Raw genomic sequence first — 15,828 nt, 5'->3', positions numbered from 1 at the left:
CTGCCGCGCGTCGCCACCGAACGGTGAAGGTCGCCCACGCCTGCCGCACGCGCTCACCGGCCGGTGAAGACCGGCGCCCGCTTGTCGAGGAACGCCTGCAACCCCTCCGCCGCGTCGGCGGTTCCGGTCAGGTCGGCGACCCCCTTCTCCTCGCGCCGCAGGGCTTGCTCGACGGGCAGCCCGTAGCCCTCGTCGACGACTCGCTTGAGCAGCCCGATGGCGGCCGTGGGCCGCGTGGCGAGGTGCCGGGCCCGCTCGGCGACCACCGCGTCGAACTCGGCGGGCTCCGCCACGACATCGACGAGCCCGAGATCGGCGGCCCGCCGCGGCGTCAGCCCCTCTCCCTCGATCATCAGTCGCTTCGCCATGTGGGGGCCGACGAGCCGGGGGAGACGCTGGCTGCCGCCCGCCCCCGGGAACAGCCCGAGCCGCATCTCCGGGAAGCCGAACGTGGCCTCGGCCGAGAGGATTCGCAGGTCGCAGGCGAGCGACAGCTCGGCGCCGCCGCCCAGCGCGTGGCCGTTCATCGCCGCGACGACCGGCTTGGGCGCCTGCTCGATCACCCGTTGCACGTCGATCCAACGGCGCATCCTCGCCTGGTTCTCCGCCGACAGGTCCCGCATGACGGCGATGTCGGCGCCCGCGATGAAGAACCGCCCGGTGCCGGTGACGACGATGCAGCGCACCTCCGGGTCGGCGGCCAGCGGCGGCAGGACGGTGAGGAACTCCTCGATCATCGCCGGGTTCACGGCGTTCGCCTTGGGCCGGTCGACGCGGATCGTGGCGACGGCGCCGTCGTACGTCACGTGGAGTACGGAGGCCCTGTTCTCCTGGTCCATGTCCGCCTCGCTCATTCGGTCACTCCTTCGGCGGCCAGTGCCGCCAGTTGTTCGTCGGTCAGGCCCAGCAGTTCCCGCAGCACCTCGTCCGTGTGCTGGCCGAGCAGGGGGGCGGGCCGGCTGAGACGGCCGGGTGTCGCGGCGAGCCGAGCGACCAGCCCCTCGTGCCTGACCGGCCCGGTCAGCGGATGGTCCAGGACGGGGTAGAAGCCACGGGCGGCGAGCTGTTCATCGGCCTCGACCAGGTCCTGCCCGGTCGCCACGACCGCAGCGGGGACGCCCTCCGCCTGGAGGAGCTCGGCCAGCTTGTGCGCGTCCTGCCCGCGCGTCCAGGCGGCGAGGGCGGCGTCGATGTCGTCCTCGCGCCCTCGCCGGGCCGCCAAGTCGTCACCCGTACAAGGCAGTTCGACGAGTCGGGTGAGGGCGTGCCACTGTTCCTCTTCGGTCACCGACACCGCCACCCACCGGTCTTCCCCGGCCGCCGGATACACCCCGTGCGGCACGGCACGCGGCGACCGGTTCGGGAACTCGGCGGTCCGGGGATCCGGCACACCGTCGCCCAGGACCGGTTCCAGCGCGGCCGGGCCCATCGCCGCGGCCATCGCCTCCAGCTGAGACAGGTCCACGTGCCCGCCCCGGCCCCCCGCAAGGAGATCGAGCGTGGCGAGCACCGCTGAGTTGGCCGCGATCATGTCGCCGAGTCCGAAGGTCAGGCCCTGCGGCGGGCCGCCCGGATCGCGGGTCTCGGCGGCCAGGCCGGACATCGCGGCGAGCGTGTCGGCGAACGTCACGGCGTTGCGCCAGGGCCCGGTCTGCCCGACCCCCGCCATCGACACCAGGATCACGCCCGGGTTCAGCTCGCGCAGCGACGCGTAGTCCATGCCCCAGCGGGCGAGCACCCCCGGGCTGAAGTTCTCCACGACGACGTCGCAGTGCGGGACCAGTTCACGCAGCAGCCGCCGGCCTTCCTCGGTGCGCAGGTTCAGGGCGACGCCGCGCTTGTTGCGGTTGAAGTTGAGGAAGTAGCCGCTGTCGTCGGGGTCGGAGCCCGGCCGCAGATGCATCGACGGTGCGAACCGTGTGGGGTCCTGGCGGTGCCGCGACTCGATCTTGACGATGTCCGCGCCGTGCTCCCCGAGCTGCTTGGTCACATACGGACCGGCGAGGACCCAGGTCAGATCGAGGACCCGGACCCCCTCCAGGGCAGCGGACGCGGGCCGCTCCGTACGAGAGCGTGCCTGGGCCGGGTGGCGCCACGGCGAGCCGCCCACCGCCTCGTGGAGCGCGGGCAGGGTGACCGGCCGCGGCAGCGCCGCCCACGGGAACCCGACGTCCTCGACCCCGCCGTCCGGCAGCCCCGCACCGGTGACCGTGACGAGGGAGTCGCGGGCACGCAGCTGCGGGTTGGCCGTCAGTCGCCCGGCCGGTACGACCTCCGCCCACGGCAGGGCTCGCGCCCGCGCCTCGGCGGCCAGTCCGGCGGCGGGCTGCCGCGCCGCGAACCGCTGTACGAGCTCGTCGACATGGGCGCGCCGCTCCCACCGGTACGCGGCGTCCTGCCAGCGCTCGTCGAGCAGGTCACCGGCCTCGCCCCGCTCCGCCATCCACGCCAGAAGATCCGTCCACATCCGGTCGCTGCCGGAGTAGCCCCCGGCCACGTACCCGTCCGCCGCCTCGAAGATCCGGTGCGCGACGTGCTCGTACACCCCCGCGTTGCGTACGGGGAAACGTCCGGCGTGGATCCATGCGAGGGCCGCGGTCTCCAGCGTGGCGGCGACGGCCTCCTGCACGGAGATGTCGACGAGCTGGGGGGTGCCCGACACGATGCCGAGCAGCGCCCCGATCGCCGCGTGCGCCCCCGCGGTCTGCAGCGCCTGCTCGCGGGGCGGCGGCTTGGGCTGTCCGTCGGGGCGCCCGCCGAGCCAGGTCATGCCGCCCGCCGACGCCAGGACCAGATCGTCACCGCGCCAGTCGCGGCGCGGCCCGGTGAGACCGAACGGCGTCACCACCACGTGCACGGCGTGCGGCCACCGCGAGGAACCGTCCTCACGCAGCCCGCGCAGCCGTGCCACGGGCCCGCTCTCCAGTACGACGTCGGCGCCGGCCGCCAGCGTGTCGAGCTCCGCCGCGTCGCGCACCGGCGTCCAGCGCTTGCCCGCGTGCCAGTGCGTGCGGGCCGCCGGATCGAGCCCGGCGCCCGGCTCGGTCCGTACGACGTCGGCGCCGATGCCCACGAGCAACCGGGCGCCCTGGAAGGCGAGCTCATCGGTCAGGTCGAGCACGCGCAGTGCTGCTGGCACGCGCAGTGCTGCCGGGTCCGTGTCTGATCCCACCACGGCTCCTCCCCTTACGTCTCCGCAGCCTTTGCGGAATCTCACGATCACCGCGGGCGGGGAGGCGGGCCACCGGCGTGTTCTGCTGACCGGACCGGGACCGCAGGAGAAGCGGGAGCGGGGGAAGGCTCAGCTCACCGCTGCCGCCTTCCGAACGCGCTCCGCGCGCTCCGCGCGCTCCGCGTCGTACGCCGTCTTCTGCGCCACACCCCGCTCGATGCTCTCCGCCGTGGCCTTCAAGGCCGCCAGGCACCGTTCCACCGACACCTGCGCGACCGGCGCGGTGACCGAGAGCGCCGCGTACCGCGTCGGGCCCAGCGCCACCGGTACGGCGAGGCTGGCGTAACCGGCCCTGACCCCCTCGACCTCAAGCGCGTACCCCTGGCGGGCCGCCGTCGACAGACGTCGCTCCAGTACCCGGGGGTCCGTCACGGAGCGCGCGGTCAGCACGGGCAGCCCGGCGTCCACGAGCGCCGCCACCCGCTCGGGCCGGTCAGGAGCCAGGGCGAGCAGCATCTGACCGGTCGCCGTGCAGGAGGCGGGCAGCCGGCCGCCGACGTACGAGTGGGTGAGCACGTTGGCCTCTCCGGCGATCTTCTCCAGGAACAGGACATGGGCCGCGTCGAGGACCGCGAGGTGCACGGCGGCGCGGGTCCGCGTGAACAGGTCGGCCATCAGCGGGCGGGCCACGGTGCGCAGCACCGCGGAAGCGGGCACCCGCTGCCCCAGGTGGAAGAGTCTGATGCCGAGTTCGTACGTCTCGCCGTGCCGGTCCAGCAGCCCCCACCGCACCAGTTCCTGTGCGAGGCGGTACGCCGACGCCTTGGGCACGCCCGACCGGCGGCTCAGTTCGCTCAGCCGCAGCCGGCCCGCCCCCGACTCGAACGCGGCGAGCAGCAGCTGGGCCTTGCCCAGTACGGAATTGGGCAGCAGGACTTCCTCGTCGGCGTACGACCCCATCAGCGTCCCCTTACATCTTCACATGGCGGCACAGGCCATTTGAAGTGCAACAACGCCATGTTGCATAGAGGGGCAGGGGTGTGAACATCAGGCAACGGGCGCGCTGACGTCCTCCTTCCGGGACCGGTCGTCCTCCTGCACGGTGGCTATCCCGGCGCTTTCCGGCACGTGTGCGAAGAAGACCAGGGCCACCAGCGTGACCAGCGCCATCCCCATGGTGAGCAGTGCCACCGGCAGGAAGTGACCGGTGGCGGCCAGCAGCGCGGTCGCCACCACCGGCGAGAGACCGCCGGCGATCGCCGACGACAGCTCATGGCCGAGCGCCATCCCGGAGTAGCGGGTGCTGGTGCTGAACAGCTCGGAGAAGTACGAGGGCTGGACGCCGATCATCGCGGCGATGGCGATGTGCCCGACGACGAACGCCACCCACACCGCGGCGGGCCGCCCCGTGTCCATGAGCAGGAAGAAGGGTGCCGCCCACAGCAGCATGCCGATCGCCCCGCCGAGATAGACGGGGCGCCTGCCCACCTTGTCGGAGAGCCGGCCGAAGACGACCATCATCGCGGAGTCCACCAGCATCCCGGTGATCCCCGCCCACAGCAGCACGGTCGAGGAGATTCCCACGTACGCCCCGTACACGAGGGAGAACGACATGAAGATGTAGCTGGCACCGCTGTCGGCGAAGCGCAGCGCCATCGCGAAGAGGATCTGGCGCGGGTGGCGCCGCAGCACTTCCCGCAGCGGTGAACGCGCTGCCTTCTCGTCCTTCGTGGACTCGGCCTCGAAACTGTCCGTCTCGCCGAGGTTGCGGCGGATGTAGAGGCCCACCACGAAGATCACCGCGCTGGCCAGGAACGGAAGCCGCCAGCCCCAGGCGAGGAAGCCGTCCCCGGACACCTGCTGGGCCAGCCACAGCGCCAGCGCGGACAGGACGAAGCCCAGGCCCATGCCGCACGAGCTGAACGAGGCGAGGAACCCGCGCCGCTCGGCCGGGACGTTCTCGGTGATGATCAGGACGCCGCCGCCCCACTCGCCGCCGGCCGCCGCGCCCTGCAACAGCCGAAGCAGGACCAGGAGCACGGGGGAGAGCAGACCGGCCGTCGAGTACGACGGCAGCAGCCCCATGCAGAACGTGGCGGCGCCCATCAGCGAGAGCGTCCCCATGAGCGCGGCCTTGCGCCCCCGGCGGTCACCGATGTGCCCGAAGATCAGTCCCCCGACCGGCCGGGCGGCGAACCCCACGGCATGCCCCGCCAGGGCCGCGATGGTGCCGAGCAGCGGATGCCCGCCGGAAGGGAAGAAGACCGTGCCGAGGACCAGCGCGGCGGCAGTGGTGTAGAGGAAGAAGTCGTACCACTCCATCATGTTGCCGGCGACGGACGCGATGACCACGCGTCGCGTCGTGGACGCGTCCTCGGTCGTGCACGTGCGGGTCATATGTGCTCCTTGCCGATCGACCCTGGGATCGGTGGAGCGTACGAACGGCCCGGTGCCGCCTCAATCGTCCCGGTCCGCCAGATGGGACGCCCCGCTTTCCGCCGCCCCTCCCGGGTGTCAGCGTGCCGCCACCTCGACAGCACTCCGACCCGGAGGTCGCAACGATGTTCCGTCACCCCCGCACGACCAGACGCCCGGTCCTCGCCCTCCTTGCCTTGCCGGCCCTCCTCCTCGCCACTGGTACCGCCTGCGGCGCGGGCACCACCGACTCGGCGGGAACCGCGGGCGGCACAAGCCCGACCGTACGGATCGCGCTCGGCGTCGACGCCTCCTACGCCCCGCTCTATCTCGCGTCGGAGCGCGGCATGTTCGAAAAGGCGGGCCTCGACGTGCAGCTGATGAAGGTGGAGGGCGGGCCCGCCGCCGCCCAGGCGGTGACGGCCGGTACCGCACAGCTCTCGGCCAACGCCGACTCCACCGCGCTGCCGCAGATGGTCGGCAACCCGCGACTGCGCGCCCTCGGCGCCTTCCAGTCCTCGGGCCGCTACCTCAAGGTCGTCCTGCGCAAGGGCGTCACCTCGCCGCGGCAGATCAGGACGATGGGCTCGATCCAGGGCCTCGGCCTCTACGCCACGCACGAATACCTCCGGCATCACGGCATCGACCCGGACTCCGTGAAGATTCAGCAGAGCGCGCCGCAGGAGATCCCGACCATGCTCCAGCGCGGCGACATCGACGGCTACATCCTCTTCGACCCCTGGGTGAGCAAGGGGGTCGAGGCGGGCGGCCACATCGCCGGTTCGACCGGCGACTTCGGCGTCACCTACGTGCAGTGGCTGCTCGCGGACCAGAGATGGCTGAAGGAGAACGAGGAGCTCGCCGGGAAGGTCTTCAAGGTGGTCGCCGAGGCCGACCGGCTGGTGACCAAGGACCCGCGCGCAGCCGCCCTCGCCGCCCACGAGCAGGCCCAGCTCCCGCTCGCGGCAACGGAGAAGGCCATCGGCGAGATCTCCTTCGAGGCCCGTGGCCTGACCTCCGCCGACACCACGTCCTCGCGCCGGATCGCGGACTTCCTCCGCCGGCAGAAACTCATCAAGAACATGCCCGACCTCGACACGGTGCTGCTGCGCGGCTGGTACGACCGGCACGCCCGGTGACCGCCCCCGGCACACCATTCCCACGCTGTCCCGCTGAGCGGACCGCCGCGCATGCACCGGCCCTCACACCGGCAGTAGCGTGCGCCAACTCGCGGACCCCCACCCCGATGACCTGGCGAAAAGCGCCCCTATCCGAGGTGACCATGAAGACAGCGTTCCGCCCCATCCATCGCATCACCGGCTCCGCCTTCCTTGCCGCCTCACTCCTCTCGATGACCGCGTGCGGCGCGGGCACCACCGACGCCGGGGCCGGTCCCGGCTCCGGCGGCGGAGAGAGCCTCACTCACCTACGGATCGCGGTCGGCGTCGACGCCTCGTACGCGCCGTTCTACCTGGCCGGTGCCGAGGGCCTGTGGGCCGAGCACGGGGTCGACGTCGACCTCGTCCAGTTCGCCAAGGGCGGCGAGGGCGTCGACGCCCTCAACGCGGGACAGGTCCAGATGGCCGGGAACTCCGACGCCACCACCATCGGCCTGCTCGGCCAGAACCCGGACCTGCGCTCGCTGCTCGTGTACGAGAACTCCGGGCGCTACCTCAAGGTCGTCCTGGGACCCGATGTGAAGTCCCCCCGGCAGATCAAGAAGATGGCCGTGGTCCCGGGCCTGTCCGAGCTGGCCGCCACCCGGTTCCTCGAATCGAAGGGCATCAAGCCCGGCTCGGTCGAGTTCGTCACGTCCGACCCCGCCGAGATCCCCGCCCTCACCAAGAAGGGCGACATGGACGCCTACGTCCTGTGGGAACCCTGGCCCGCCAAGGGCAAGGAACTGGGCGCGCGGATCCTGGAGACCACCGGGGACTACGGCCTCAGCTACCAGCACTGGCTCCTTGCGGCCTCCCCCTGGCTCAAGGACCACAAGGACACCGCAGCGAAGGTGGCGGCGGCCCTCGCGGAAGCCGCCGAGAAGGTCGAGAGCGACCCGGACGCCGCGGCGAAGGCCACCAAGGACGCCGCGAAGATCCCCACGGCCCAGACCGTGAACGCGGTGAAGGAGATCGACTTCGGCGTCCGTGACTTCACCGCGAAGGACCTCAAGGGCTACGACGACACGGCCCGCCTCTACCTGGACACCGGCAAGGTCAAGGCCCGTCCCGACGTGGCCCGCGCCGTCCAGCGCGGCTGGCTTCCCGGCAACCTCGAAAACACGGAGAAGTCCTGATGGCCAACGGCATCGAGAAAGAGACGGCGGCGGGTGAACCCGCCGCGGCAGCGGCCACCGTGCCAGCCCCCCGCACGCGTACGGAGGCGGTGGCGGCCAGACGCGGGGCGGCCCTGCGCGTCGAAGGCGCCGCGATCTCCTTCGGTGACTTCCGGGCCGTCCAGGGCATCGATCTGGACATCCCGGCCGGCGAGTTCCTCTGCCTGCTCGGCCCGAGCGGCTGCGGCAAGTCCACACTGCTGTCCGCGATGGCGGGATTCATGCAGGTCAGCGAGGGCACGCTGACCGCCGACGGCGTCCCCGTCAGCGGCCCCGACCCCGAGCTCGGCATGGTCTTCCAGAGCAGCGAGGCCCTGTTCGACTGGATGACCGTGCACCAGAACGTCACCTTCGGGCCCCGCATGCGCGGCCGCTCCCGCGCCGAACAGAACCGGGTCGCCGACGAGTACCTCGGCCTGGTCGGCCTGCGCCACTGCGCGGACCGCTACCCCGGGCAGCTCAGCGGCGGCATGCGCCAGCGCGTCCAGATCGCCCGCGTCCTCGCCAACGAGCCGGGCGTCGTCCTCATGGACGAGCCCTTCGGCGCCCTCGACGCGCAGACCCGGCAGGTGCTGCAACAGGAGACGGCCCGCATCTGGCGGGCGTCCGGCTGCACCGTCGTCTTCGTCACCCATGACATCGACGAGGCGATCCTGCTCGCCGACCGGGTGGCCGTCATGACGGCGGGCCCCGCCGCCTCCATCAAGTCCCTGTACACGGTCGACCTGCCGCGCCCCCGTGACGAGTCCGACCCCGCCGCCCTGCGCCTGCGCACCAGACTGCGCGAGGACATCGGAGAAGAGGTCCGCAAGGCCATGCGCGACCAAGGACTCGACGACCAGCTCGACCGAGAGGCGAAGGGCGCATGACGATCACCACCACGGAGCCCACGGCCCCGGCACGCACACGTATCCGCACCCGCCCACGCCGCACCGGCGGGACGGGCGGCGGACAGGGCCTGCGCACCCTCGGCCTGTACGTCCTCGCCGTCCTCGTCGGCCTGGGGGTCTGGCAGCTGATCGCCGTGAAGTACGGCCCCTCGCTGGTCGCCTCCCCGAAAGAGACCCTGTCGGCCGCCCGCGAACTGGCGGCCGACGGCACCCTGGGCAACTCGGTCATCGCCTCCAGCCGCCGCATCCTCATCGGCTGGGGCCTCGGCGTCGTCGTCGGTGCCCCGCTCGGCCTGCTCATCGGCCAGATCAGGATCGTCCGCCAGCTCCTGGAGCCGTACATCGAGTTCTTCCGCTTCATCCCGCCGGTCGCCTTCGTGACCCTGGCGGTGGTGTGGCTGGGCATCGGCGAGACGTCGAAGGTGGTCCTGATCTTCTACACGGCCGTCTTCATCGTCACCCTCAACACCAGCGCGGGCGTGATGGTCGTCAACGAGAACAAGCTGCGGGCCGCGGCCAGCCTCGGGGCGAGCCGCCGCCAGATCCTCCAGCGCGTCGTGCTGCCGTCCACCGTCCCGTACATCCTCACGGGTGCCCGCCTCGCCATGGGCAACAGCTTCCTCACGATCGTCTCCGCGGAGATCGTCGCCGCCCAGGTGGGCCTCGGCTCCCTGATCTGGACCTCCCGCAACTACGGCCGCATCGACTGGGTCTTCGTCGGCATCATCACCCTGGGAATCCTGGGCCTCGTCTACGACCGGATCCTGCGCGTGATCGCGATGCGTGTACTGCACAAGTACGGAGCTAAGGTGTAGACGGGGACCCAGTGATCAAAACGGGGGCAGCGCAGTGACCGACGGGCGCAGAACAGTGACCGACGGGGGCAGAACAGGAGAACGCAGCACGTGAGCACTTCCACGAACACCTCGCGCACCCTGACCCTCGAGGAGTTCGGCACTCTGCCGCGGCTCGGGGAGCGGGCCGTGCCCGAGCCGCGCCCCGGGCACACCCTCGTACGGGTGGCGGCGGCCACCGTCGCCCACCTGGACCTGAACATCCTCGACGGCAAGTTCGGCATCCTGCCCGAGCTGCCGTTCATCCCCGGCACCCAGGGCAGCGGCTACGTCATCGCCTCGGACACGCACCCCGAGGGCGCCCTCGTCCGGCTGCGCGGCGAAGGACTCGGCCTGAGCCGTGACGGCGCCTGGGCCGAGCACGCCCTCGTGCCGGACGCCGCCGCGGAGCCCATGCCCGAAGGCACCGACCCCGCCCTCGCCTGCATCTACTTCTCGCCGGTCGGCACCGCCTGGGCGACCGTGCACGCCATCGCCCAGGTGCGGCCGGGGGAGCGGGTCCTGGTCACCGGCGCGTCCGGCGCGGTCGGCGCCATGGCCGTACAGCTCGCGGCGCGCGCCGGCGCGGAGGTGATCGGCGCGGTCGGCCGCCCGGCGAAGCTCGCGCACGTGCCCGGCGTCGCGAAGGCGCTGCTCGCCTCGGACCTCTCCGAGGAGGCGATCGGCGGCAAGGCCGACGTACTCATCGACACGGTCGGCGGCGCCATTCTGCGCGACGCGCTCACCCTGGTCCGTCCGCGCGGCCGGGCCGCGCTCCTCGGCTACACGGCAGGCCGCGAACTCACCCTGGACCTGGCCGACTTCTTCCTCGCCGACGTCTCCCTGCTCCCGGTCAACATGATCAGCCGCGGCGAGGAGGTCGCCCCCGAGGTGCTGCGCCTGCTGCCGGACCTGTCCTCGGGCGCGCTGTCGCTGCCGTACGAGCGGTACGGGATGGACGCGCTCGGCGAGGCGGTCGAGCGGCTGCGCACGGGCGCGGCGGTCGGCAAGATCGTGCTCGCCATGGAGGACACGGTGCGCTGAGCGCGCCGCTTTCGGTGCGATCGGCGAAGGGCCCCTCCGGCAGGAGGGGCCCTTCGTATAACTGGCAGGTTCAGGAGTGCAGAACCCCTGCTTGCGCCGCGAGTTGGTCCGGATTGACGGGAAGCCAGCCGTAATCGAGTGAGTCCCAGAAGGCGCACTGGTGCCGTGCCGCGTACACCCCGGACGTCAGGGCCCGGCTCTCACCACCCGGCAGCAGCGACATGTACTTCCCGGCCCGGTACGACGGCCAGGCGGCATGACCCGCGGTCGCCGGGTCGCCGTGCTTCACGAACGAGCCCCAGTAGCGCACCATCTCCGTGGACAGCTGCCGCTGGCCGGGTGAGAACAGCTGGGAGGCGGCCGACGGGAACAAGTACGCCATCTCGCTCGCGTGCGGCGCGCCCGGGTCGAAGCCGGACGGGCTGCCGCCGACGGGCGGGTGCGGGTCGTCGAACTCGTAGAAGTAGGTCCGCGGTTGCCGGCTCGCGAACTCACCCGCGAGGTCGTGGTACTGGCAGCCTCCGAGCCCGTAGAAGACGCTGCTGTCGCCCCACAGGGCGCTGAAGGCGTACGTCGCGGCGTACGGGTCGCCGCCGTACGCACTGTACGGATAGTGCGCGAGTACGGCGTCGGCCCGCGCCCCGAACTCGATGCGCACCGCCCGCTCGTACTGCGCCTTCGTCGCGCCCGCGAACGGCAGCGCCCATTGCCGTACTTCGTCGCGCGTGTGACCGATGAGAAGGGGGACGTTCGCGGCCCGGCCTGTGCGGACGGCCTCGCTCGGCGGGAGGGGCAGCTCGGGCACTCCCGACACGGGAAGCGGCCCGCTCAGGATGCCGCCGACGAACTCCGCGCCGGACGCCAGCAGTTCACCGGCGGGCTTGGCCCGCAGGCAGGACGTGTCGGCACAGCCCGCGGCAGCCGCGTACTTCTTCCCGCGGGCGACGGCCTGCCCGACCGTGTGGCTGGGGCAGCCACCGCTCTGAATGATCGCGCCGGAGAACAGCCCGCGGGCCGGCGGTGAGGCCAGGAGCGCACAGACGGAGTGGCCGCCGGCCGATTCACCGGCGATGGTCACCCTGCCCGCGTCGCCGCCGAAGGCGCCGATGTTCCGCTGGGTCCAGCGCAGCGCCGCCTGCTGGTCGAGCAGGCCGTAGTTGCCCGCGCCCCGCTCGCTCAGGCCGGGCAGGTCGAGAAAGCCGAACACGCCGAGGCGATAGTTGATCGTGACGACCACGACGTCGTTGGCCTCGGCGATCCGGGAGCCGTCCTCTCCGTCACCCGAACCGGCGGAGAAGCCGCCACCGTGGATCCAGAACAGCACCGGCAGCGGACGGCTCGTCCGGTGGGCCGGGGTGTGGACGTTCAGGTACAGACAGTCCTCGCTCGTCCCGGGGCCGCCGCTGTCGCGGAGCTGCAGGCAGCGTGAGCCGGGGGCGGTCGCCGCCCGGGTGCCTGTCCAGGCGGCGGCGGGGGCCGGAGGCTGCCAGCGTCGGGCACCGACGGGCGGAGCCGCGTACGGGATGCCGAGGAACCGGTCGACCCCGTCCGCCGAGGCCCCCGCGACCGGCCCCTTGTCGGTGGGTACCGTCAAGGAGCGGGGGGTGGCGGACGCGGGTACGGCTGATAGCACGGTCAACAGGACGAGCAGGCTCACGAGACCCGCAAGGCCCTGTCGGACGGTAGTTCGCACTGAATCTCCTGAGAGGCCGGAGCGATGGGGGAGCCATGTTCCGTCCCGGGCCGCGGGTGTGCGAGCTTCTCGTTCCACTCTATGGACCAGCTGAATGCTTCAACGTCCGTTGTCATGGCCGCAGTTGAGCGTCTCATCGTCCGCTCCGCCTCAAGCCTCTCCATGCCGGGAACCGCGCTCGCCGCGGCTGCCGGGCCAGCACCGGCCAGAGCCCGGCTTGCCGGCACCGGGCCGCTGCGGCCGTCCGGCGCAAGGCGTTGAGGCTGCCCGGGGCATCGCTGCTTCGGAACTTCTTCGTCTCGCCTCCGACCGAGGCTGTCGCACAGCCCGCACACCAGTCCTTGGCACTCTCCTGGCACTCTCCTGGCGGTCTCCTGACGGTCTCCTGGCGGTGGCCCGTCCCTCGCCGCTCACCAGGGCATCAGCGCCCCGTCAAGGTCGGCGTCCACGCCATCAGCGTCCCGTCAGGACGCGTCCGGGTCCCAGGAACACCGGGCATACGGTCGAGGTCGAGCCCCGGGCCGCGCTGCCGCGTCCCAGGCATCCCAGACTCCACACTCCTTGCCTCACGGGAGGTACCCCATGGCAGAACTTCTCCGCGGAGAAGACCCCGAGCCCTCCGATCCGTTCCCGGCCGGGCCGCTGTACGTCCCGGTCCGGCCGGGCCACCGCGGTTGTGCGGCCCGCATCTTTCGCACCCCGCTCGGTACCCGCACGGCCGTCGGCTTCACCTCCGTATTCCGCCTGCACGCCACTCTCGGCCCCGACCAGCCGTGGATCCGCCTCGCCGAGCCCGCCCTGCGCGCACTGGCCGGCCCGCTCGGTGTCACCACCGTCACGGTGAACCCGCGGTTCACCGCCCCCGCCCCCAGGCCGGTGCCCGCACCGGCCATGGGTTTCGCGGCCTGAGAGGGGACGACACGATGACCACGGTTCACGAGCCCGCCACGGTCGCCGCCGAGTCGGCGGTGTGGCCCGCGTCCACGACCGAGCCCCGCCCGGGCGACCTCGCCGTGGGCGGCGTACCGCTCGCCGAGATCGCCGACCGCGTCGGAACGCCCGCCTACATCCTGGACGAGGCGGAGGTGCGCGGGCGCTGCCGCACCTATCGGGACGCCTTCCCCGACGCCGAAGTCGTCTACGCGGCCAAGGCGTTCCTGTGCCGGGCCATGGCCCGCTGGATGGACGAGGAGGGCCTCGGGCTCGACGTCTGCTCCGCCGGAGAGCTGGAACTCGCCGTCACCACCGGCTTTCCGGCCGAACGGATCGTGCTGCACGGCAACGCCAAGTCGCCGCGCGACGTGGACACCGCGCTGCGCCTGGGGGTCGGCCGGATCGTCATCGACAGTTCCTCGGAGATCGCGAGGCTGGCGGCGGCCGTCGGGCCGGACGGGCACCAGAAGGTGATGGTGCGGGTGGTGCCGGGGATCAGCGCGGGCGGCCACGTGAAGATCCGTACCGGAACGGACGACCAGAAGTTCGGCCTGTCGATCGCGGACGGTCACGCCCAGCACGCCATCGCCCGCCTTCTGGACCAGCCCCAGCTGGACCTCACCGGCCTGCACTGCCACTTGGGCTCTCAGATCACGAGCGTCAAGCCTTACCTCGTGGCAGTTCGCCGTGTGGTCGGCCTCATGGCCCGCCTGTACGAGCGGCACGGCCTGCTGCTGCCCGAACTCGACCTCGGCGGGGGCCACGGCATCGCCTACCGCCCCGGCGAGCCGGCCCTGGACCTGACGGCGCTGTCCCGCGGGATCCGCGCGGAACTCGCCGACGCCTGCGCGACGGCCCGGCTGCCCGTTCCCCGGCTGATCATCGAGCCGGGGCGGGCGATCGCAGGCCCCGCGGGCATCGCCGTGTACCGCGTCCTGTCGGTGAAGCACACCGGCGAGCGCGTCTTCGTGGCCGTCGACGGCGGCATGAGTGACAACCCGCGCCCGGCCCTGTACGGCGTCCGCTACTCGCCACGCCTGATCGGACGCCGCGGTACGGCCGATCCCGAGCGGGTCACCGTGGTGGGCCGGCACTGCGAGGCGGGCGACATCCTGGCCACCGACGCCGAACTCCCCGCCGACCTGCGCCCGGGAGACCTGCTTGCCGTCCCTGTGGCCGGCGCCTACCACCTGTCCATGGCCTCCGGCTACAACCTGGTCGGCCGCCCGCCGGTGGTGGCCGTACGCGACGGATCCGCCCGCCTCCTCGTACGCCGCGAGTCCCTGGAGGACTTCCGCGGCCGCGACGTGGGCCTGTAACCCCACATCACTCCCGACGTTCCGAGGCCCGACCGCGCGCAGATGGACTCAAGAAGCCCATCTGCGCGCGGCGCTCCTCCGGATACGCCGAGCTGATCCCATCAGCCGCCAGTACGTGATCTCGCGGGCCGGCGCTCGGCTCGCTCAGTACCGGCAGCCGGGGCCGTAGTCCGTGGTTGAGGCAGGTGTGCCGTGTGGTTGTCGGCGTTCATCTTCTGCGCGTGTCCTGCGCCTTGTTGATGTTGGTTCATAGGCGTAGATGTGCGAGGAGACGAGGGTGCACGAGATCTTGGAGTTGCAAGCCCTAGAAGAACCCGAGCTTCTGAGCGCTGTAAGAACAAAGAATGTTCTTCGTCTACTGTTGGTACGCCGTATGCATAGCCCTGACCAGCAAGAATGCAGGTGTTGACGGGGAGGTGGCGGGTGCGGACCGTGGACGGTCCGGATCTTTGTTGTGGGTTGGGAACGCCGGGGCCGGTCAGCTGCTTTGGCGGACACGCTGGCTGCTCGAAACGTCAGAGCCGCGGCGCGGGAAGTGCAGGTGAACTGTTCATCCAAGCCGTGTCGAACTGCTGTAAGGCGATGAAGTACAAGAGGCCGGGGGCCCGGACATAGAGACACGGGGAGTTTCTGCCGTGATCCGAGCTGTTGTAGAAGGTGAGGTAGGCCGCCCGGTCCGTTGCGATGACACGACAGGTATTGGGCAGGTTGAAGCTGCGTAGTTCGAAGTTGTGTTGAGCACGGGTGGCGTGAGCGAGATAGTGCATGTTCGCCCGGACCTGGTTCCTTAGCAGCTCCGGGGTTTCGTAGCCGGGGTCGAACCGGCGCAGATCGTGCGAGCGCTTCTCGAGCCAGGAGTCTCCACGTGGCTCCGGGTCCGGCAGTAGAACTTGAATGAACTCAGGGGATAGATCACCCGACCACAGTGGAGAGAAGACCTCTCGGGTGAGCACATTGCCACGCCCCGCCATCACCTTGATCCAGCGAGCCCGGCTGAGATCGCGTGCCATGTCCTGCTCGGTGGACGACTGATGGCGGTAAACGCGCCCCAGTCCGGTGCCGGTGCACCGGGAGAAGGCGGCAACCAGCCACCACAGCGGGCGTGAACCTCGGAGAAGGCCGAGAAGAAGCAGGATGGCACTGGCTGCCAGAGAGCTGATTATCCCGAAGAGAAAGGCAGTCATGAGAGTCGTC

13 protein-coding genes are annotated in these 15,828 nt (G+C 71.3%); 7 read left to right on the top strand and 6 right to left on the bottom strand.

The window, feature by feature from the left end; translation table 11 throughout:
• Window positions 1–53: 53 nt before the first annotated feature.
• From ACH4RC_RS18560 to ACH4RC_RS18545, 4 genes are all read right to left on the bottom strand, one after another.
• Window positions 54–854 (bottom strand): enoyl-CoA hydratase/isomerase family protein, encoded by an 801-nt coding sequence (locus ACH4RC_RS18560; RefSeq protein ID WP_398201855.1) that lies wholly within the window; start codon window positions 852–854, stop codon window positions 54–56.
• Complete coding sequence (locus ACH4RC_RS18555) at window positions 851–3,172, bottom strand: CoA transferase (protein ID WP_398201854.1); 2,322 nt, start codon at window positions 3,170–3,172, stop codon at window positions 851–853. The genes ACH4RC_RS18560 and ACH4RC_RS18555 overlap by 4 nt, the downstream gene beginning before the upstream one ends.
• Window positions 3,173–3,301: 129 nt before the next feature.
• The gene (locus ACH4RC_RS18550; RefSeq protein WP_398201851.1) at window positions 3,302–4,132 is read right to left on the bottom strand and encodes an IclR family transcriptional regulator; all 831 of its coding nucleotides are present in this window, start codon (window positions 4,130–4,132) and stop codon (window positions 3,302–3,304) included.
• Between the two features lie 87 nt (window positions 4,133–4,219).
• Window positions 4,220–5,569, bottom strand: a complete 1,350-nt coding sequence (locus ACH4RC_RS18545) for an MFS transporter (RefSeq protein WP_398201848.1) — start codon at window positions 5,567–5,569, stop codon at window positions 4,220–4,222.
• Window positions 5,570–5,733: 164 nt separating this feature from the next.
• Between ACH4RC_RS18545 and ACH4RC_RS18540 the strand changes: the two genes are divergently transcribed.
• The 5 genes from ACH4RC_RS18540 to ACH4RC_RS18520 all read left to right on the top strand — a co-directional run bounded on the left by ACH4RC_RS18540 (window position 5,734) and on the right by ACH4RC_RS18520 (window position 10,689).
• Window positions 5,734–6,726 carry an ABC transporter substrate-binding protein gene (locus ACH4RC_RS18540; protein WP_398201846.1) on the top strand — a complete coding sequence of 331 codons (993 nt, stop codon included), beginning with the start codon at window positions 5,734–5,736 and terminating at the stop codon, window positions 6,724–6,726.
• 143 nt (window positions 6,727–6,869) lie between these two features.
• Window positions 6,870–7,883, top strand: a complete 1,014-nt coding sequence (locus tag ACH4RC_RS18535) for an ABC transporter substrate-binding protein (RefSeq protein ID WP_398201844.1) — start codon at window positions 6,870–6,872, stop codon at window positions 7,881–7,883.
• Window positions 7,883–8,791: an ABC transporter ATP-binding protein gene (locus ACH4RC_RS18530; RefSeq protein WP_398201841.1), complete on the top strand. Its 909-nt coding sequence runs from the start codon at window positions 7,883–7,885 to the stop codon at window positions 8,789–8,791. Before ACH4RC_RS18535 ends, ACH4RC_RS18530 begins: the two co-directional genes overlap by 1 nt.
• The gene (locus ACH4RC_RS18525; protein ID WP_398201838.1) at window positions 8,788–9,627 is read left to right on the top strand and encodes an ABC transporter permease; all 840 of its coding nucleotides are present in this window, start codon (window positions 8,788–8,790) and stop codon (window positions 9,625–9,627) included. The genes ACH4RC_RS18530 and ACH4RC_RS18525 overlap by 4 nt, the downstream gene beginning before the upstream one ends.
• A 90-nt stretch (window positions 9,628–9,717) precedes the next feature.
• The gene (locus ACH4RC_RS18520) at window positions 9,718–10,689 is read left to right on the top strand and encodes a zinc-binding alcohol dehydrogenase family protein (RefSeq protein ID WP_398201836.1); all 972 of its coding nucleotides are present in this window, start codon (window positions 9,718–9,720) and stop codon (window positions 10,687–10,689) included.
• 70 nt (window positions 10,690–10,759) lie between these two features.
• Here the strand turns inward: ACH4RC_RS18520 and ACH4RC_RS18515 are convergent, their stop codons facing one another.
• Entirely contained in the window at window positions 10,760–12,283 is a 1,524-nt protein-coding gene (locus tag ACH4RC_RS18515; RefSeq protein WP_398201833.1) for a carboxylesterase/lipase family protein, read from the bottom strand.
• Between the two features lie 681 nt (window positions 12,284–12,964).
• On the opposite strand from ACH4RC_RS18515, the gene ACH4RC_RS18510 reads away from it, so the two are divergent.
• Together ACH4RC_RS18510 and lysA are read left to right on the top strand one after the other, a co-directional pair.
• Window positions 12,965–13,291, top strand: a complete 327-nt coding sequence (locus ACH4RC_RS18510; protein ID WP_398201830.1) for an SAV_915 family protein — start codon at window positions 12,965–12,967, stop codon at window positions 13,289–13,291.
• Window positions 13,292–13,305: 14 nt separating this feature from the next.
• A complete protein-coding gene (gene lysA / locus ACH4RC_RS18505; RefSeq protein ID WP_398201827.1) occupies window positions 13,306–14,634 on the top strand; it encodes a diaminopimelate decarboxylase in 1,329 nt (442 codons plus the stop codon).
• Between the two features lie 515 nt (window positions 14,635–15,149).
• On the opposite strand, the gene ACH4RC_RS18500 is transcribed toward lysA, so the two are convergent.
• The gene (locus ACH4RC_RS18500; protein WP_398201825.1) at window positions 15,150–15,818 is read right to left on the bottom strand and encodes a hypothetical protein; all 669 of its coding nucleotides are present in this window, start codon (window positions 15,816–15,818) and stop codon (window positions 15,150–15,152) included.
• Window positions 15,819–15,828 lie beyond the last annotated feature (10 nt).

The sequence above is a fragment of the Streptomyces sp. NPDC016845 genome (assembly GCF_044332585.1).
GTDB lineage: Bacteria > Actinomycetota > Actinomycetes > Streptomycetales > Streptomycetaceae > Streptomyces.
This window is presented reverse-complemented; position numbering and strand designations above follow the sequence as displayed.